Origin of the sequence: Exiguobacterium sp. TNDT2 (genome assembly GCF_003331145.1) — a bacterium.
In the GTDB taxonomy this organism is placed as follows: Bacteria; Bacillota; Bacilli; order Exiguobacteriales; family Exiguobacteriaceae; genus Exiguobacterium.
The window spans coordinates 255593-273988 of record NZ_QLVE01000001.1 but is presented as its reverse complement, the minus strand read 5'-3'; the positions used below and the strand labels follow the sequence as shown (position 1 = coordinate 273988).

Below are 18396 nucleotides of genomic sequence, written 5' to 3'. Positions count from 1 at the left end.
ACGATGAAACGGACGAACTTCTTTAAATCTATCCAGTGGAAGCTCGTCGTCATCTATGCGCTGCTCATTCTTGTTGCGATGCAAGTCATCGGAGTGTACTTCGTACGCTCCCTCGAACGACAATACATCAACAACTTCTCGCAGTCGCTCGTCGATCGCGCCAACCTTCTGAGCTATAACGTCAGTGAAGGGATCGCATCGAACGGCGGTGACTCGACTTCAGACCAGCAGTTGAACCAGGTACTGGATCAACTGCTGTCTGAATTTACGGAGAGCACGACGCTAGCTGACGACATTCGCGAAGTCCAAATCATCGACACGAACAGTGTCGTGCGGGCGACGTCGAACCCGAACAACCAGAGTCTCGTCGGACAACGAACGGCGAACTCGTTCATTCAAAAATCATTTGCGACAAGTGGGGCGCAAGAGACGCTCGTCTATGAAGATTCCAACGAGCGGATGCGTGTCGTCGCCGTCCCGGTGAAATCCGAAGTCGATGGGACGACGACCGGTATGATCTACATCGAGGCGTCGATGCAGTCCATTTATAACCAGATGGAACAAGTGACCCGGATTCTCGCGACCGGGACGCTCATCGCCCTCATCATCACATCGATTCTTGGAATTTTACTGTCACGGACGATCACGCGACCGATTGCGGATATGCGTCGTCAAGCCGTCGAGATGCGAAAAGGGAACTTCTCGCGAAAAGTCAAAGTCTATTCTGACGACGAGGTAGGCCAACTTGCCTACGCCTTCAACGAATTGACCGATGAACTGATGGAAGCCAACGCGACGACAGAAGCCGAGCGACGCCGCTTGACGAGTGTCCTCGAGAACATGTCGGACGGGGTCGTCGCGACGGACCGCTCGCTCCGGATCATTTTGATGAATGACCAGGCCCGCGACATGATCGGGCTCGCCGAAGAAGAGGCGATGGGAGCGAACTTGCAGAACCTGCTCGAATTCGATGACGAGATCGTCATCCCTGAAGACGGGACGATGCCGCCGAAACTGATCGACCTCAGTACGGACGAAGAACTGTTCCTCGTCCGCGCCTACTTCTCGCCGATCCAAAAGCATAGCGGACCGATCACCGGTCTGATCGTCGTTTTGCACGACGTGACCGAGCAAGAACAAGTCGAGCAAGACCGCCGTGAGTTCGTCGCGAACGTCAGCCACGAGCTGCGGACGCCGCTCACGACGATGCGGAGTTACCTCGAGGTGCTCGCAGAAGGCGCGTATAAGGATGACGAGCTCGCCCCGCGTTTCCTCGAGACGACACAAAACGAGACGGAGCGGATGATTCGTCTCGTCAACGATTTGTTGCAACTGTCGAAGATGGACAGCAAAGAGTATACGATGCAAAAAGTGAAGTTCGATTTTATCCAGTTCTTCAACGATATCATCGAGCGACATGAGATGACGAAAGGCGAGACGATTCAGTTCCGCCGTAAGCTCATGAAGCGCCGGGTATACGTCCACGCCGATCAAGACAAGATGACTCAGGTAATCGATAACATCATCACGAACGCCGTCAAGTTCTCGCCGGAAGGCGGGACGATTACGTTCCGGACGATGCTCCGTGCCAAGCGGCTCGTCATCGGCATTAAGGATGAAGGAGTCGGTATCCCGAAATCGAACTTGAAAAAAATCTTTGAACGGTTCTATCGGGTCGACAAAGCCCGGGCCCGCAATATCGGCGGGACCGGACTCGGCCTGTCGATTGCCAAAGAAGTCGTCTCGGCTCACGGTGGCGACATCTGGGCCGAGAGTGAATTTGGACGCGGGACGACGATTTACTTCACCATCCCGTTCGACACGATCGTGGAGGTGAATGACTGATGGAACGACCACGCCTCTTGGCGAAGCCAGAACTAGTGAAATCGCTCGTCTTGCTCACCTTGATCGTCACGTCCATCGTTCAAACGGTCATCCTGTGGGATTACCATCCGAAGTATCAATCGGTCCAGTCAGAGACACAAGTCGCGACGGTGGATGAGTCGCTTCAGCGACAGCCACGCCAAATCATCGTACCGGCTCAAACGGTCGTTCACGAGAACAATGCCGTCTTTGCTACGAAGAACACACCGAAACAGATTATGCGCGTCATCCGGGAATCGTTTGAAGCGAGTGAATTTAAACCGCTCGTCGCCAAGAACGTTCCGAGTTTGTATGCGGGTGTCGACCAAGCCGTCGAATTGATTTTACCAGAAGCCTATTATGCGGACACGCTCAGCTATATGCTCCCGGGTTCATACAGCCTGTCCGGGAAAGTGCCGCAACGGGTTCTCATCTTCATGGATGATGATATATGGCGCGTCCGTACTATCATGAGCGACCAGTCGCTCTGGGAAGGGCGCTTGTCGAAAGTTGGACAAGTAGATGTCAACAGCCTATTCTTGAAAGATTCAGACCAATCGATGCGTCGAATCACGTATGCAGATGAGCGCGTCAACTATATCCCTGTCGTCGGGCCGGAGATGAACGAACTGTTCGCCTATGACGTGTCGCAGATTCAAATTTCGGCACGCCTCGATTGGATGCGCGATACGTTTTTCCCGGGAGACCCGAACGTGCAAGAAGTCGATCCGGCCAGTTCCGTCGGCGCGCTTACGAATGGGATTAGTGTCGCCGAATATGATGCGAACCTGAACGCGAGCCGTTACCGTAACTTATCACGCAATAGTTCGGAAGAAGGTTCGGTCATCGGCCTTGACACAATTGTCGAGTTCGTCAACTTCCATGGCGGTTGGCTTGATGAGACGTCAGAGAATCAAGGGTTGTCGCTTCGCTTCGATGCGATTACTCCGGCCAATAAAGGTTTTGAAACGACCGTCTTCCGGTTTCACGTGAAGGGTTACCCGGTGTTCAGCCAACGGGAAGCGTTTATTAACAATGATGCCGTCGACTTATCCACGTTGCGCGTCGAGAATGACGGGACGCAAGTCCGATCAATCACGCGGCACCATCTCGAAATCGATCGGTTGATCTCAGTCGGGACGACCCAGCTCGCAGACGGACAAGATGTGATTGATACACTCGTCAACACCGGACGGTTTGAAAATGTGACCGAGATTCGACTCGGTTATGAGATTGAATATAACGAAGACACGAGCCGTTACGTGACGTTCTCTCCGAATTGGTTCGTTCGGGAAGCCGGAAGATGGATTCCATACGATCAACCCGATGACTGGACAGAAAGGATGATGTATCGTGGATTGGAGTAAAGCGAAAACGATCCTTCTCTTCGCCTTCCTCGCGCTGAACATCTACTTACTGTTCCAGCTCTTGACGGAAACGTGGGCGACGGAGGTCGTGACGAATGACAATACGTCAATCGCACAAATCTTGGACCAGCGTAACGTTGATGCATCAAAGTTGCCGCGGATGGGCCGGGATATCGGATATTTGACGGGATCGTCTGAACAGATGTCGGCCTCGATGATTACAAAGAATCGAGAATCTCAATTGGCGACGACGCTTGACAATATGCAACTCGAAGTCGAACTCAAACAGCCCGTAGTGCTCGATAAAGACGATTTACGGACGACCGCTTCGACGTTCGTCTCTGAATACGTCCCGTTCGGTTCCGAGTACGTGTACTGGCGGTATGACGAAGAAACGCGTCAAGTCGCTTTCGTGCAGACGTATGAGAACAATAAAATTTTCTCGAACCCTGAAATCGAGGGGGAGACCGAACAGTATATCGGTCCATCACTTCTATTGCTTCAACTAAACGAGGCGTTCGAAGTGACCGACTATAAACAACGTCATTTGACAAACTTGTCCTCGAAGTCGCAAGACGATCTCGTCTTGACGGCGAGCGAGGCAATCTCACAACTCGCAGGCCGGAAGTATTTCCAACCGAACCAAGAGATGCGAGCCATCAACACGGGCTTTTATAGCCTGCCGCTCGACAGTTCCGGCAGTTTGATCATCATGCCGCCGCTTTGGTCAATCACGATTGACGAGGATGTTTACTTCGTCAATGCGATCGATGGGACCGTCGAACGGGTCGAATTTGATTCAGAAGAATGAAAGGAGTGATCGAGTGACTTTACGCTATAGTGTGCTTGCGAGCGGTTCGACCGGGAACGCCCTCTATATTGAGACGGAACGGGCGAAATTGCTCGTCGATGCCGGATTGACCGGGAAGGCGATGCAACAACGCATCACTGAGATTGGACGATCATTTGACGGTATCGATGCACTGCTCGTCACGCATGAGCACTCCGACCACATTAAAGGTGTCGGGATTCTCGCTCGAAAATACAATGTACCGATTTATGCGAACGCGAAGACGTGGGACGCGATGGAATCGTTGATTGGGAAAGTCGACCCGGCCTTGAAGTTTCACTTCGAGGTAGGGGAGATTAAACAGTTCGGGGATATTGAAATCGAGTCGTTCAATGTCAGCCATGACGCGGCCGACCCGATGTTTTATCAGTTCGCGCATGACGGCAGACGCCTCGCCCACATCACCGATACGGGCTATGTGTCCGATCGGATGAAAGGCGTCATCCGCGGGGCCGATGATTTTATTTTCGAATCGAACCATGACGTCTCGATGCTCCAAATGGGACGTTACCCGTGGAGCGTCAAGCGTCGCATTCTCGGGGACTACGGTCACGTCTCGAACGAAGACGCGGCCATCGCGATGAGCGAGGTCATCGGAGACCAGACGAAACGCATCTATTTGGCTCACCTGAGTAGAGACAACAACATGAAAGAACTCGCTCAAATGAGCGTCTCGCAAACACTCGGTACGCGCGATGTCGACTTAGATCGCATCAAATTGTGCGATACCGACCCATCGACCCCTACTTCGCTCGTTTCTTTATAAGCGAACTTGGGAAAAGACAGATAACACACTGTCTTGAAGGGGGGACGCGTCGTGAATGAAGAGAGACAGCATGAGTATGAACCTCAAGACGTCGAACCTTTAGAGCACGAAGCAGATACGATGAATGATACACCGACGTACCCATCTCGCAGCGAGTGGCGCCCGAAGCAAGAAGAACATGTGCGCCATAAGCCACGAGTGAATTTAAAACCGTTGTTACTCGGAGGGGTTGGCGGATTCTTAGGAGCGGCTTTGTTCTTTTTGGCGATGATGCTCTGGGATTCCCCAACCTCTCGTTTTGTGACGAATGAACTGATTCGGACGGAACAAGCCGTAACCGTCACGGAATCCGACATCACGAGCGCGGTGACGGGCGCTAAGACGTCCGTCGTCAGCATTACGAACATCCAGCGGGCGTTCACCTCGGAATCGCAGTGGGAGGCCGGAGCGGGCTCGGGTGTCATCTATAAGGTCGACGGCGACACGGCATATATCGTCACGAACTTCCACGTCATCGAAGAAGCGGATGAGATTAACGTAGCGTTTTCTGATGGACAAGTCGCTTCGGCGACGATTCTCGGTGAAGACCCGCTCAACGATTTGGCCGTCGCATCGGTCGAATTGCCGGCAAATATCGATGTCACGCCGATTGCGCTCGGGGACTCAACCGTGCTTCAGGCAGGCGAGACCGTCATGGCGATTGGCAATCCGCTCGGTGTCTTTTCAAACTCGGTCACCCGTGGTATCGTCAGTGGTGTCGAACGCACTGTACCGGTCGATACGAACAGTGACGGACTCATGGATTATAACGCCGAGGTCATCCAGACCGATGCCGCCATAAACCCGGGGAACTCTGGCGGGGCACTCATCAATATCCGCGGCGAACTCGTCGGTATCAACTCGATGAAAATTGCCGAGGCGAGCGTCGAAGGGGTCGGCTTCTCGATTCCCGTTAACGTCGCGTTGCCGGTCATCGACATGCTTGAGCGTGATGGGAAAGTAACGCGGGCCCAGCTCGGTGTCACGATTCAAGAAGTCATCGCCGTACCGGGTAACGTCCGGGAAGAGTATGGGATTGGTTTTGACAACGAGGACGGGGTGTTCGTCGAGGCAATTACGCCCGGTAGTCCAGCCGAAGAGGCCGGTCTTCGCGTCGGTGACGTCATCATCAAAATCGGTGACCGCGACATCAAACGTTACGTCGATTTGCGGGATGCGCTGTACCGAGACGCATCGGTCGGGGATAATGTCACGATCGAATATACGCGACGCGGCAAGGCAAGCAAGACCGAGGCCACATTAACTGAAGCAACGTAAAGGAGCGGCGACGCTTCTTTTTTAAGGAGGAAAACCTGTGGAAAAAAAAGTATGCAAGGAACATGTTGAAATCGCGTTAGATATCATTGTCGATGAGACGGGGGAATACCCGTTGCTCGAAGAATTATCCACAAGTGGACAAGTGATATGTGAGTTCTGCGATGCCGACGCAACATATGTTGTGTCAAGCAAAAAATGATTATCAACATGTGGATTTGTGGATAACTCTGTGGATAACCCTATGGATAACTCCAAAAAAATTGTGGAAAAAGGAAGAATTGGATGAATATTTCAATTATCACGGTCGGCAAACTAAAAGAGAAGTATTTGAAACTAGGGATTGCCGAGTACACAAAACGCCTGTCGGCCTATGCGAAAGTGCAGGAAATCGAGGTCGCGGACGAGAAAGCGCCCGAGCATTTGAGTGAAGCGGACATGTTTTTAGTAAAACAAAAAGAAGGCGAGCGGATTTTGGCGAAAATCAGTCCGGACATGCATATGATTGCCTTGGCCATCAACGCCAAACAGCGGACGAGCGAAGAGTTCGCCCGTGAGCTCGATCAACTCGCAACGTACGGCAAGAGCAAAATCGCGTTCGTCATCGGCGGCTCGCTCGGTTTGTCGGACGATGTCATGAAACGCTCGGATGATACGATCTCCTTCTCAAAAATGACGTTCCCGCATCAATTAATGAAGCTCGTCTTGTGTGAGCAGATTTATCGGGCGTATCGGATCAACCGGAATGAGCCCTATCATAAGTAACCACATATATATTTGTTTAGCGTCAAAGGCAGGCTACTGTCTTTGACGCTTTTGTGCAGGTAAATGTTTTCGGCTACCGAATGCTAAACATATTGAAAATAAAGTACCTACTTTGATTAAAACACGTATGAATTGAATGATTGGAAGGAGAGTTAACTTTGAAAAAAACAGTTTTAATCAATGCGTCTTTTTTGGTGGAAGTAGACGAAACAGAAGTACATAAAGATTTTGGGATGATTGATCAAATTGCGAATGAGCTGTGTCATAATCGAAAAATCAGAATAGGTACGAATGAAGTGAATGTGGAATGGGAAAGTTCATCCACGGTTGTTTTGGACCCAAGTTCAATGAATTGTGGACAATGCTCAACTTGTAGACGTTGGACAACAGATAGAGAAAAAAGTGATCCATTATTACAGTTGTGTAATGGAGTAACTTTCGAAGGGAAACTGCTATGTGATGACTGTTTACCAGAAGATCACAGGTGGGTTTTTTAGTAGTGAAACGAAAGACTAGTAGCTGATTTATTTAGCGAGTCGAGCAACTAAATATAGTTTCAACACATTCCTTCCGACAACATAGAAAAACGATTGTTGATTCTTAGTTTCAGATTTACAATATAGATAAAAATAATCATAAAATGGTAGTTTTTATAAAAGGTCATTCTTTAAGCGTAGAGGAGTTTTCCTTAATGGAATCGAAACGAGAACGAACGACACGACGAGCATCATTTTTTCAAAAATATTTGATCCCAATCACCATTGCTTCGTCTGTAATCGTATCAGGTGCAGTCAGTTACTTTGTCAGCCACTTCAACACGAACGAATCGATTGCTCAAGCGGAGATGCAATCTCGTGTCGACAATATGCAAGCAGAATCTGTCACGACTATCGAAAGAGAAGTACCACAAATCATCAACGATTTAAAAGAATATGATAAAGATTTAAATGAGCTCGTTAAACAAGTCAATTGGTTAAAGCAAAATATGACTCCTGTCCGTGACGGATTAAACTATATTAATTCAGCGACGCTTGTTATTTCAGGAGTCAACAGTGTGGTAAGTAACCCAATTCTAGGTAAAATGAGTTCTTCTTTAAGTTCTGCCAATAGCACATTGAATGAAATGGACGCTTTTTTGTTCCGATTGGAGCACCTATCGAGCGTCAAAGAAGAGATGGGTAAGACGCGAGAACAGATTAGTGAATTGTATGAGAGCTATCAAATTAAGAATGATCCAGCATTACTTTTAGAGATGGAGCATGAATTGGATACTGAACTCGTGTATCAAATTGAAGACGTTCGAACTGCAACGATTGAAGCGAGGGAAGTCCTAGAATCATCTAAAGACGTCATTGTGGCAGCAAACTATGCAAACTCTGCTTATCAAAAGGTCAAAAATCAGAGTGGAAAAGCCATCGAGAAATTGCAGTTTTGGAAAGACGGGAAGAACGAAAGTAAAATTGATCAAGATGAATTTGATCGAATTGAAAAAGAACTTGCGGATTCAAGGGAACGTTTGAAAGATCTTCCTGAGGAAATGGCAGAACGATCAAAAGAAACGATTTCATCCATAAATGAAGTAAAAACGGAGCTTCAAGTCGTAAGATTGGCTGAAGTGATTCAAACAGATTAAACCATGAATAGAGAGGAATTGATTCAACTCGCAGAATATAGGTTATACACCAAATCAGTTCAACACGATTCCGCAAACGTGACGGTCGTCATGGACGCTGGGTACGGTGATGATTCAACGGCTTGGAGCCCATTGGTGGCTGATATTTCGAAGCTGGCTAACGTCTTCTTGTATGATCGAGCTGGCCTTGGTCAAAGTGAAACCAGCTCGAATCCGAGAACGAGTCGAAACATGATTCAAGAACTGAGGCAGCTACTGACGGAAACTAATACGAAACCTCCTTACCTCCTCGTCGGCCATTCTTTTGGCGGAGTGAACATGCAGCTGTTCGCGGATGCCTATGAAGAAGACGTCAGCGGGTTGATTTTAGTGGATGTCACTCCGAAGGACTATCGCGAGCGATTCCTGCCGACGATGTCACAAGACTTTCAACGTGCCTACCAGCAGCAATTCGTCCGCGAAGGGAACTACGAAGAGTTCATGGAAAGTATGAAGCAATTAAAAGAGACGGAACTGGCATTCCAGATTCCGGTCATCGTCATCGCGGCCGGCAAGAAGGACCACTACTCCAATGAATCGCAACGATTATGGAACGATATGCAGAAAGAACTCACGCAAATCTCGTCAAATTCCGAATTCGTCCTTGCCGAAGCGAGCGCCCATTACATCCAGCGAGATGAGCCGGACGTCATCTTGGCCGCCATCAAACGATTAATTGAACGATTCTAATGATTTACCGAGACCGGCCATCGAACAGTGATGGCCGTTTTTTCTCAATGAGCAACCCGATTATCCGATGTCGTATTGCCGTCAAAAAACCGATGTGATAAAATCACATGGCAAATGATTATCATTATCAATAAGAAATGGGAGAATTTAATCCAATGAACAATATCGAATTATATAAAACAGCCTTTATCAACGGACTGGATGTCGAGCCAGACACATCATTCGAAGAAATGAAGCTCGGTGTCACGAAAGAGTGGGATTCGATTGGCCATATGACATTAATCGCGGAGCTCGAGGACGCGTTTGACGTCGATCTCGATTCCGATGTAATCACCGATTTCAACACGTATCAGTCCGGTATCGACTTATTGAAGCGCTTGGGTGTGGACTTCGGGCAATGAAGCGCTTCGACACAATCGAGCAGTATGGAGAGCGTACCGCCATCTACGCGGATCGCACGTATTCCTACGAAGAGATGATCGAGGCGGCCGACGCGATTGCGCGTGAGGTCGGCAATCGAACGCTCGTTTTTTGTCTTTGTACCAACACGAAAGAGTCAATTTTCGGCTACGTCGGGTTCCTGCGCGGACGCATTGTGCCGCTCCTATTGGATGCAGCGATTCATTCGGAACAGCTGCAGAACTTGATTGACCGCTACCGACCGACGCACATTTGGGCGAATCGGGAGCATGAGCAATTAATGCAGGAGATGGACACGACTTACGAATATGGGGACTATGCGCTATTTGAATGTTCTCATGTGATTGAGCATGAACTGCATGACGAGCTCGCGCTCCTGTTGACGACGTCCGGCAGTACGGGCAGTCCGAAGCTGGTACGGCTCAGCTACGACAACCTGTTCCACAACGCGGCATCAATCGTATCGTACTTAACTATCACTGAAGACGACCGTCCGATCACGACGTTGCCGATGAACTACTCGTATGGTCTGTCGATTATCAACAGCCACCTCGTGTCCGGAGCGACGATTGTGGTGACGGAAGCGTCGGTCATGCAGAAGGAATTTTGGCAGTTATGCTGCGACCAGCATGTGACGACGTTCGGTGGTGTGCCGTTCGTCTACGAGATGCTGCACCGGCTCAAGTTCGGAACGATGGAGCTGCCGAGTTTGACGAAACTGACGCAAGCCGGAGGAAAATTAAATCCGGATTTAGCGAGTGCGTTTACTGACATTTGCGAGCGAAAAGGCATTCAGTTTTTCACGATGTACGGTCAAACGGAAGCGACGGCACGCATGTCGTATTTGCCTCCTGACAAGAATCGGGAGAAGGCCGGCAGCATCGGTATCGCCATCCCAGGCGGTGAATTGACGTTGCGCAAGGAAACGGGCAAGCTCATCACCGCGCCAAACGTTGTCGGTGAGTTGGTGTATCAGGGAGCAAACGTGTCGCTCGGGTATGCCGAGGCGTTGTCCGATCTCGCGAGCGGAGATGAGAACGAGGGCGTCCTGCAGACGGGTGATTTGGCGTATATGGATGAAGACGGCTATTTCTTTATCGTCGGCCGCATCAAGCGGATGATTAAGATGCATGGGAACCGGATTAGCCTCGATGAAGTGGAGGACCTGTTACGAGCACACGGACATGAGTGTGTCTGTACAGGAACGGATGACGAGCTTTACGTGTACACGTTGCACGAGGACCGTTCCGCCATCAAACAAGTCATCAAGGACATGATGCATACAAGAGGGGTCACGATTCTACAAATCGATGCCATTCCCCGGAACGAATCCGGAAAGATTCTGTATGCCGCATTACCGAAACGAGAGCTCGTCACCACCTGAACAAGCAAGTGAGTGAAGCCTTTGTGGAAAGTCGTATAAGTTTAGAATAATCAGGTGAAGCTATGACGTTTATTTCATTCGAGTTTTTACTCTTTCTCGCCATTTTAGTGGCGGTATATTATGTGGTGCCGCATCGGTTTAGATGGGTCCTGTTGCTGGCGGCCAGTTATTTGTTTTATGCGACGCTCAGTATCCAGTTCATCCCGTTGTTGCTCGTGAGCACAGCCTTCACGTTCGTTACGGGACTCCTGATTGAACGACAAGACGAGAAGCGACAGAAGAAACGCCTCATGGTGATCGGCGTCTCTACGCTGGTATTGTTCCTCGGCTGGTTCAAATACTTTAACTTCGTGAACGACTCGTTGCGAACGATGGCGACATCGATGGGTTGGAACTACGACATCCCGTATCGAGATGTCGTCTTGCCGCTGGCGATTTCGTTTTATACGTTTCAGGCCATCAGTTATCTCGTTGATCTATATCGCGGGAAGCTGAAGGCCGAGCGCCATTACGGCTATTTTTCGATTTACTTTGCCTTCTTCCCGCAGCTAGTGGCGGGACCGATCGAGCGAGCCAAGAAATTGCTACCTCAATTCAAGGCGGAACAACGGTTCGACTATGAGCATGTCAGCTATGGAATGAAGCGGATCGCTTGGGGATTTTTCAAGAAGACGCTCATCGCCGACCGGTTGGCGCCAATGGTCGCGAGCGTGTTCAGTCAGCCAGACCCGACCGGCTCCGAGATTGTGCTCGGGACGATGTTGTTCTCGCTTCAATTGTATGCCGACTTTTCAGCCTGCAGCGATATCGCCATCGGGACGGCGAGACTATTTGGCATCAAGTTGACGGAGAACTTCCGCCAGCCTCATTTCGCGGTATCAATCGCCGACTTTTGGAACCGATGGCACATCTCGCTGTCGATGTGGCTCCGGGATTATATCTTTATCCCGCTCTGCAAAGGGAAAAAGAAACGACATCAAATCTATGTCGCTATCGTCATCACGTTCTTGGTGAGCGGCATCTGGCACGGGGCCGCCTGGAGTTTCGTCTTATGGGGTCTGATTCACGGTCTGTACCGCGTGTTCGGGGATGCGACGAAACATCAGCGGGAACAGCTGGCGTCCTTCGTTCGACTCGACCGGACGCCCGAGCTTCATAAATGGTTGAAGATTGCGGTCACATTCCAGTTGGTCTGTTTCTCGCGCGTCTTTTTCGTATCTGACTCGGTCGCCCAAGCGTTTCACCATGCCCGGTTGTATGTGACACCTTCGTCATGGGCACCGGTCGACATGCTGCAGGCACTTGAATTATTCTCGTTACTCGATTTACTCGTGTTCCTCTTCTTCTTTACGACCGTTCAGGTGTTTCAGTATATCGAACGGGCGAAAGGTTCGGCTTGGGACTGGCTGTCCGAACGTTCAGCCTTCACGAACGTGGCGATTCAACTGTTCGTGATTGTGTCGGTCTTGGTGTTCGGCGTGTCGAGTGAAGGGTTCATTTATGGTGGGTTCTAAGTGAAAGGAATGGCTATGAGAAGTGTATGGATGAAAATTTCAGTGGTGTTGATCATCGTTGCGCTCTTGTTGATTCCGCTCAACGACTTTGTCAAACAGTCGTGGGCGTACAATAACAACCGCGGCGTGTTGGCGTTCCAAGACAATCCGTCCTCGTTGGATATCATCAACTTAGGGACGTCTCATGCGATGTTCGGCTATGCGTTCAAACCGCTCGGTCTGTCGCATCTCGATTTGGCGTTGCCGAGCCAAACGATTGAGTACGACTTGAAGATGTTGAAGCAGTACGACGAGCATCTGCGTCCGGGAGGCGTCGTCATCGTCTCGCTCTCGCAAATCACGTTCAGTAACGCGGAGATTGGCCGGAAAGAAAACTATTATCAGGTGTTGGACCGGGAAGACATCGAACCGGTCAGTACGTTTGATTATTATACGTACACGTCGATCCCCGCATTAAACAGTGGGAGCGTGTATACGGCGCTGTCGCGCGAGATTCGAGATTTCAGATGGGAGTCTCATAAACCGTGGGTGAACAATGGCCAGAATTATTCGGAACGAAAATATGAGATGGTCGAAGCTCAATATAAACAGGCCGTGGAGAATCGTGACATCGAGCAAAATATGGAACGATTGAAAGACATCATCGCATATTGTCAGGCGAAAGGGTATCGCGTCGTGTTGGCGATGGAGCCAGTCCACGCATCCTACAACGCCTATTTTGATCAAGCGGTCATGGACCGACTCGTTTATCAACATCTGGCCGCGCTCGAGTTGGACGTCCCGTTCCTGAACTATATGGATGACGAACGGTTCATCCATCAGCGCGAGTACTTTCACAATCCAGACCATTTGAACGGGAAGGGGAGAACGCTCCTATCTTCTCTCGTCTATGAGGATTTGAAACGACTTGGCTATCTATAAGAAAAGGAAATCTACAGCAGCGTAGATTTCCTTTTTCGTATTGCTCCTATTACGAAACAATCTCGTTCATCAACGCATGCGTGTTACCCTCGGAGTCTTTGAAAAAAGCCATCCATGTCTCGAGGTTCTCCATTTTCGCGACGAGGTGCGGCTGGTCGATAAACTGAACATCTTTCGCCAAAAGCTGTTCATACGCCTCAGTGATGTTGTTCACTTAGAGATATAGCACGGAGCTCGCTTTTGCAAAATCTTCATTCTCGGGACGCGACAACATGAGCCGTATACCGCTGCATTCTAAAAAGGCGAGCTGGCCAGCTTGGAATAAGAGCGGAGGTTGAAGCGTGTCCCGGTAGAAGCGGACCGCACGATCCAAGTCGTGCACCGGTACGTAGATTCGTCTGATTTGCTGAATAAGATTCAAACGATATCCCTCCTAAAGTGGCATCTGTAACCGTGTAACGCATGTATTCTTGGTTAACGCGTTTGGCGAATCCTTTGAGCGGTGAACATCCCAAGCGCCAGAAGGACGGCAAGACCAATCCATGTGAAGACGTAGATCAATGGCGACCCAGTCGTCCCGAGGGTCACCTCGTTTTGAAGCATGGTGACGTTATCCGCCTCGGCGATGATGTCGGGTTCATAATTGAGCGTGCGGATGAAGCCGATTCCGAACGTGGCGACAACATAAATCACATGGAGTGCTGCGGATAGAAGAAGAGCGAGTCTGATTGTTTTCAAAATGATGCTCCTTTTTGGATATAATCATGTATAACGATAGTATAACTAGAATTACCTAAACCTGACAGACAAGGAGTGAGACTGATCGAAACCGTTTATTTAGCAGGTGGCTGCCTCTGGGGCGTCCAAGCGTTCATCAAGACGTTACCCGGTGTCATCGAAACAGAGGCCGGACGGGCGAACGGGACTACCGATACGCTGGACGGAGCATATGACGGCTACGCCGAATGCGTCAAAACGATGTTCGATCCGAGCGTCGTTACGATGGAGGATTTGATGAATTACTTATTTGAAATCATCGACCCGTATAGCGTTAATCGTCAAGGTGAAGATGTCGGCGAAAAGTATCGGACCGGTGTCTATAGCGAGGATCTTCGTCATGTGGATGCGGCCCGTGCGTTTATCCACAGACGGAACGATGTCGACCGGATTGCACTCGAAGTGTTGCCGCTCACGAACTACATCCCGAGCGCGGACGAGCATCAAGACCGGCTCGCGCGCTACCCAGACGATTATTGCCATATCCCGAAAGCATTGTTAGAGAAGTACAAGCGATGAGCCGACACGATGCCGTGTCGGCTCATTTGCTATGCCCGCTCGAGTACGTTCACGAGCAAGCGATGCCACGCACGTCATGATTTCTCCAGTAGTGTGTACCAATCGACCGCCCCGACGTAAGTGACGCGAACTCAAGGGTCCCGGCTTTAGCACTACCGGCATACGCGCAGGCACCAACTATTGGTATAATGAAGGCGGTTTGTAGTAAAGGACGAAGGAGTTGGGATGAATGAATCAAAAAGATATCGCGGCGATTCGCAAGCATTTCAAGTTAAATGCGGAAGCGGTCAAAATCGCTGACATTTATAATATTTATATTCGCCAAGACAGCAACGAGATTTTCCATGAGGAGCTGCGCTCGTTCCCGTTTGTCGAGCAGGAGCACCAAGAGCTGTTCCTCGCTAATTTCAAAAAAGTGCTCGGCGGCAAAATCGACGAGAAGTTGTTCGAAGTGAAGTTTCAACATCCGGAGCCGGGCCAGACCGACCATACGCAGACGTTGTTGTATGAGGCACTTCGGACCGACGATATCGAAGAATGGGCCGGTATGATGCAGCGGGTCGCATTGAAGATGGTACAGGACGCACCATTCGAAAAAGATATGGTCATCACGTTCATCCGCTTCAAATATAATAAGCCGACGCGCCGTCACTCGGAGGAGACGGAAATCGATATGCGCGACGAAGTATGGACGTCGCGCTTCATTCTCGGCAGTATCAATCAGACCGAGCTCCCAAAACAGTCGCTTGTGTTCGACTATATCGAGCGAGAGTTCAAGTCGAACATCTTCATCAATCCCGTCATCAAGCTCGATGCACCGATCGGTGGTTTCATGTTCCCGTGCTTCACGGACAACGCGGCCGACGTCAACCATATCTTATATGCGGCCCAGAAGGCGCACCAACCGGACTTCGGCTTTATTGAGAAGGTCTTGAACGGGACTGAGATCGTGACGGCGGTCGAAGAGAAGGCGATGTTCGAGGAAGTCGTCAAAACCGTCATCGGCGAAGAAGTGAACGTGGGGACACTCGCTACCGTTTACGATGAAATCAACCAAATGATCCTCGCCGAAGCGGAGCGCGAAGACGAGGACGAGAGCGTGCCGATGATTGACGCCCGCACCGTCGAAATCGTTTTGAAAGCGAGCGGGGTCGAAGACGTGACGACGGAGAAAGTCGAGCAGGCGTTCCAACAAGTTGTCGACGACCGGCAATATGAGATGAAGGCGAGCAGCGTCGTCCCGAAATACACGTCGAAGTCGATTAAAATCAATACGAAAGTCGCCAACATCTCAATCAGTCCGCAAGACTTGAAGTACGTGAGACAAGTGAACGTGAAAGGAAAACGTTGCCTGTTAATCGAATTAGAAGAGGATACGGAAATCGAAGGATTCAAACTGATTTCGGAAGAACTGTTGGACTGATTTTGAGCGGTCGGAGGCGAGCGGGTGCACCCTTTAGAAATCTTTGAATGGATGACGGCAGTCGCTGTACTTAATAGTATTGGTCGTCATCTCCCTTTTATTGCGCGGGAAATGGCGTCATATGCTACAAGTCCTTGTCGTTTTGTACGTCATTGGCTATGGCGTATTCTATCTCATTCGTCCGAATTTTGTGAATCAACAGATTGAGCAAGATGTTGTCGAGCTTGAGGCTCATTTGGAGTTGCGCTATCCGGACGAGGCGGTCACCATTCAAAGCATCTCATATGGAACGGACGGCTTTGAGAGCATGAATCCTTATACGCTGTTTGTCACGTTCTTAACAGAACCTGACGCGGAATACACGTATATCGTTAAGGACGAGAAGCACATCCTCCAAACGAGCCATAGTTCGATTCAAGAGAACAAGATTGATTTTCTGCATTTGGAAAACTGAGGTTCAGACAATTGTCTGAACCTTTTTTTGTCAATCATGTGAGGATAGTTGAATTTCGAAATGGTTATCAGTATGATGCTCTTAAAAGCGTTATCTCGATAAGTCTTATTTTTTTAAAGTTTATCGAAAGCGCTTTCGGTAATATTGGTTAAACACAAAAAAGGCCCGGAGAGATCATTCTCTCCGAAACCTGGATTGTTTATTTATGGGCTTTACTAACTTTTAGCTTTTTACCTTTAATCGGTGTCGATTCCATCGCCTGCAGGACGAGTGAACCTTTGCCGTTCAAAATGTCGACGTACGTCATCTGATCGTTGATCGTGATGATCCCGATATCGTCGGCCGTCACACCAGGGATTTTGGCGATCGTACCGACGAAGTCGACGGCACGGAGTTTTTTCTTCTTCCCGCCGCTGAAGTGTAACTTCATGATGTCTTGGTTAATCCGGGCCGTCTTGTTGTTGCGAACGACACGTCGACCGCTCAACTTCTCTTCGAACGCGGCTTGGTTGCGCGTGACTTCTCTTTCAGTCGGTGCATCCATCTCCGGGATATCGAACTTGATGAACGCTTCGATGGCGCGAACGAACTTGCCTTCATGCGGCGTCGCGAGCGTGATCGCTTTTCCGGCGTTGCCGGCACGGCCTGTGCGTCCGGTCCGGTGCACGTAGCTCTCTTTTTCCATCGGCACGTCATAGTTGATGACGAGGTTGACGTTATCGACGTCGATTCCACGTGCTGCGACGTCGGTCGCGACGAGATAACGGAAGTTACCCATCTTGAAGCCTTCCATGACGGCGAAGCGGTCTTCTTGCTCGAGGCCACCGTGGAGTCGCTCGCACGAGTAACCGGCCTGGTCGAGTTCGCTGTACACCGTGTCGACATGTTCTTTCGTCCGGCAGAAAATGAGGCAGCTGTCTGGATTTTCGACGACCGTCACATCTTGAAGCACGGCGAGCTTGTCTTCGCGGCGGACTTCAATCAGACGGTGCTCGATTGTCGAGGCGGTGACACCGCTCGATTCGATGGCGACACGGACTGGTTCGTTCATGTGCTTTTGGCATAAACGTTCGATGTCGTTCGGGAACGTCGCCGAGAATACCATTGTCACGCGATCGCGCGGCAATTCTTGAAGAATCGCCTCGACGTCAGCGAGGAAACCGCGGTTCAACATCTCGTCGGCCTCATCGATGATCAAGTAATCGATTTTATCGAGGACGAGCGTCTCCCGCTCGATGTGGTCCATGACGCGTCCTGGTGTCCCGACGACGACGTGCGTCTTCTGTTTCAATTCATCACGCTGCTTCGAGAACGGTTCTTTCCCGTAAACGGCAGTCGCCTTGATGCGCTTGAAACGACCGATGTTCGTCATATCCTCACGGACTTGGACGGCGAGTTCGCGCGTCGGTGTGAGAATCAAGACTTGCGGCTTGTTCTCTTCCCATTCGATGAGTTCCGTGACCGGGATGCCGAACGCTGCAGTCTTCCCGCTGCCGGTTTGGGCTTTGACGACCAAGTCTTGACGCTCGAGTGCGAGCGGGATGACTTTCTGTTGGACTTCGGTCGGTGATTCGTATTTCATGATGCCTAGTGCGCGTTGGATATCTTCGCTCAGGCGATAGTCAGAAAATTGTTGTTTACTCATAATTAACCTCATTCTTTAGTGAAAACTTCTGCTTCAGAAAATTTCAATAGCA

The 18396-nt window shown here is 49.9% G+C and carries 19 protein-coding genes and 1 pseudogene; 17 read left to right on the top strand and 3 right to left on the bottom strand.

Annotation, left to right across the window (positions count from 1 at the left end):
• Positions 1-3: 3 nt before the first annotated feature.
• The 14 genes from walK to DPV68_RS01415 all read left to right on the top strand — a co-directional run bounded on the left by walK (position 4) and on the right by DPV68_RS01415 (position 13526).
• Positions 4-1845 carry a cell wall metabolism sensor histidine kinase WalK gene (gene walK / locus DPV68_RS01480; RefSeq protein WP_114165077.1) on the top strand — a complete coding sequence of 614 codons (1842 nt, stop codon included), beginning with the start codon at positions 4-6 and terminating at the stop codon, positions 1843-1845.
• Entirely contained in the window at positions 1845-3230 is a 1386-nt protein-coding gene (yycH, locus tag DPV68_RS01475) for a two-component system activity regulator YycH (RefSeq protein WP_114165076.1), read from the top strand. Before walK ends, yycH begins: the two co-directional genes overlap by 1 nt.
• Positions 3217-4041, top strand: a complete 825-nt coding sequence (locus DPV68_RS01470; RefSeq protein WP_114165075.1) for a two-component system regulatory protein YycI — start codon at positions 3217-3219, stop codon at positions 4039-4041. The genes yycH and DPV68_RS01470 overlap by 14 nt, the downstream gene beginning before the upstream one ends.
• 13 nt (positions 4042-4054) lie before the next feature.
• Positions 4055-4846 carry an MBL fold metallo-hydrolase gene (locus tag DPV68_RS01465; RefSeq protein WP_114165074.1) on the top strand — a complete coding sequence of 264 codons (792 nt, stop codon included), beginning with the start codon at positions 4055-4057 and terminating at the stop codon, positions 4844-4846.
• Positions 4847-4897: 51 nt separating this feature from the next.
• A complete protein-coding gene (locus tag DPV68_RS01460; protein WP_114165073.1) occupies positions 4898-6163 on the top strand; it encodes a S1C family serine protease in 1266 nt (421 codons plus the stop codon).
• Between the two features lie 37 nt (positions 6164-6200).
• Positions 6201-6362, top strand: coding sequence for a CxxH/CxxC protein (locus DPV68_RS01455; RefSeq protein ID WP_114165072.1), 162 nt, complete (start codon positions 6201-6203; stop codon positions 6360-6362).
• An 83-nt stretch (positions 6363-6445) separates the two neighbouring features.
• Positions 6446-6925 (top strand): 23S rRNA (pseudouridine(1915)-N(3))-methyltransferase RlmH, encoded by a 480-nt coding sequence (gene rlmH, locus DPV68_RS01450; protein WP_114165071.1) that lies wholly within the window; start codon positions 6446-6448, stop codon positions 6923-6925.
• A 158-nt stretch (positions 6926-7083) separates the two neighbouring features.
• On the top strand, positions 7084-7422 hold the full coding sequence (locus tag DPV68_RS01445; protein ID WP_114165070.1) for a hypothetical protein: 339 nt from the start codon (positions 7084-7086) through the stop codon (positions 7420-7422).
• 194 nt (positions 7423-7616) lie between these two features.
• Complete coding sequence (locus DPV68_RS01440; RefSeq protein WP_114165069.1) at positions 7617-8558, top strand: hypothetical protein; 942 nt, start codon at positions 7617-7619, stop codon at positions 8556-8558.
• A gap of 3 nt (positions 8559-8561) precedes the next feature.
• Complete coding sequence (locus DPV68_RS01435) at positions 8562-9287, top strand: alpha/beta fold hydrolase (protein WP_114165068.1); 726 nt, start codon at positions 8562-8564, stop codon at positions 9285-9287.
• 155 nt (positions 9288-9442) lie between these two features.
• Entirely contained in the window at positions 9443-9688 is a 246-nt protein-coding gene (locus DPV68_RS01430) for an acyl carrier protein (protein WP_114165067.1), read from the top strand.
• Positions 9685-11091: an AMP-binding protein gene (locus tag DPV68_RS01425; RefSeq protein WP_114165066.1), complete on the top strand. Its 1407-nt coding sequence runs from the start codon at positions 9685-9687 to the stop codon at positions 11089-11091. Before DPV68_RS01430 ends, DPV68_RS01425 begins: the two co-directional genes overlap by 4 nt.
• Positions 11092-11153: 62 nt before the next feature.
• Complete coding sequence (locus tag DPV68_RS01420; protein WP_114165065.1) at positions 11154-12605, top strand: MBOAT family O-acyltransferase; 1452 nt, start codon at positions 11154-11156, stop codon at positions 12603-12605.
• 30 nt (positions 12606-12635) lie between these two features.
• Positions 12636-13526, top strand: a complete 891-nt coding sequence (locus tag DPV68_RS01415; protein WP_232819445.1) for a hypothetical protein — start codon at positions 12636-12638, stop codon at positions 13524-13526.
• A gap of 49 nt (positions 13527-13575) precedes the next feature.
• Here DPV68_RS01415 and DPV68_RS01410 read toward each other — a convergent pair.
• Together DPV68_RS01410 and DPV68_RS01405 are read right to left on the bottom strand one after the other, a co-directional pair.
• Positions 13576-13947: pseudogene (locus tag DPV68_RS01410) on the bottom strand (VOC family protein).
• A 53-nt stretch (positions 13948-14000) separates the two neighbouring features.
• Complete coding sequence (locus DPV68_RS01405) at positions 14001-14264, bottom strand: hypothetical protein (protein ID WP_114165064.1); 264 nt, start codon at positions 14262-14264, stop codon at positions 14001-14003.
• 84 nt (positions 14265-14348) lie between these two features.
• Between DPV68_RS01405 and DPV68_RS01400 the strand changes: the two genes are divergently transcribed.
• The 3 genes from DPV68_RS01400 (at position 14349) to DPV68_RS01390 (ending at position 16699) form a co-directional block, all read left to right on the top strand.
• Positions 14349-14822, top strand: a complete 474-nt coding sequence (locus DPV68_RS01400) for a peptide-methionine (S)-S-oxide reductase (protein WP_114165110.1) — start codon at positions 14349-14351, stop codon at positions 14820-14822.
• 229 nt (positions 14823-15051) lie between these two features.
• Positions 15052-16245, top strand: coding sequence for a DUF4317 domain-containing protein (locus tag DPV68_RS01395; RefSeq protein ID WP_114165063.1), 1194 nt, complete (start codon positions 15052-15054; stop codon positions 16243-16245).
• Positions 16246-16366: 121 nt separating this feature from the next.
• Positions 16367-16699, top strand: coding sequence for a hypothetical protein (locus tag DPV68_RS01390; RefSeq protein ID WP_114165062.1), 333 nt, complete (start codon positions 16367-16369; stop codon positions 16697-16699).
• 199 nt (positions 16700-16898) lie between these two features.
• On the opposite strand, the gene DPV68_RS01385 is transcribed toward DPV68_RS01390, so the two are convergent.
• Positions 16899-18344, bottom strand: coding sequence for a DEAD/DEAH box helicase (locus DPV68_RS01385; protein WP_114165061.1), 1446 nt, complete (start codon positions 18342-18344; stop codon positions 16899-16901).
• Between the last annotated feature and the right edge of the window lie 52 nt (positions 18345-18396).

Coding starts and splice junctions, on each gene's coding strand:
- DPV68_RS01415 (WP_232819445.1), top strand. CDS start 12,636: ATGAAAATTTCAGTGGTGTTGATCATCGTTGCGCTCTTGTTGATTCCG.
- DPV68_RS01420 (WP_114165065.1), top strand. CDS start 11,154: ATGACGTTTATTTCATTCGAGTTTTTACTCTTTCTCGCCATTTTAGTG.
- yycH (WP_114165076.1), top strand. CDS start 1,845: ATGGAACGACCACGCCTCTTGGCGAAGCCAGAACTAGTGAAATCGCTC.
- DPV68_RS01435 (WP_114165068.1), top strand. CDS start 8,562: ATGAATAGAGAGGAATTGATTCAACTCGCAGAATATAGGTTATACACC.
- DPV68_RS01440 (WP_114165069.1), top strand. CDS start 7,617: ATGGAATCGAAACGAGAACGAACGACACGACGAGCATCATTTTTTCAA.
- DPV68_RS01390 (WP_114165062.1), top strand. CDS start 16,367: ATGCTACAAGTCCTTGTCGTTTTGTACGTCATTGGCTATGGCGTATTC.
- DPV68_RS01425 (WP_114165066.1), top strand. CDS start 9,685: ATGAAGCGCTTCGACACAATCGAGCAGTATGGAGAGCGTACCGCCATC.
- walK (WP_114165077.1), top strand. CDS start 4: ATGAAACGGACGAACTTCTTTAAATCTATCCAGTGGAAGCTCGTCGTC.
- DPV68_RS01385 (WP_114165061.1), bottom strand. CDS start 18,344: ATGAGTAAACAACAATTTTCTGACTATCGCCTGAGCGAAGATATCCAA.
- rlmH (WP_114165071.1), top strand. CDS start 6,446: ATGAATATTTCAATTATCACGGTCGGCAAACTAAAAGAGAAGTATTTG.
- DPV68_RS01430 (WP_114165067.1), top strand. CDS start 9,443: ATGAACAATATCGAATTATATAAAACAGCCTTTATCAACGGACTGGAT.
- DPV68_RS01395 (WP_114165063.1), top strand. CDS start 15,052: ATGAATCAAAAAGATATCGCGGCGATTCGCAAGCATTTCAAGTTAAAT.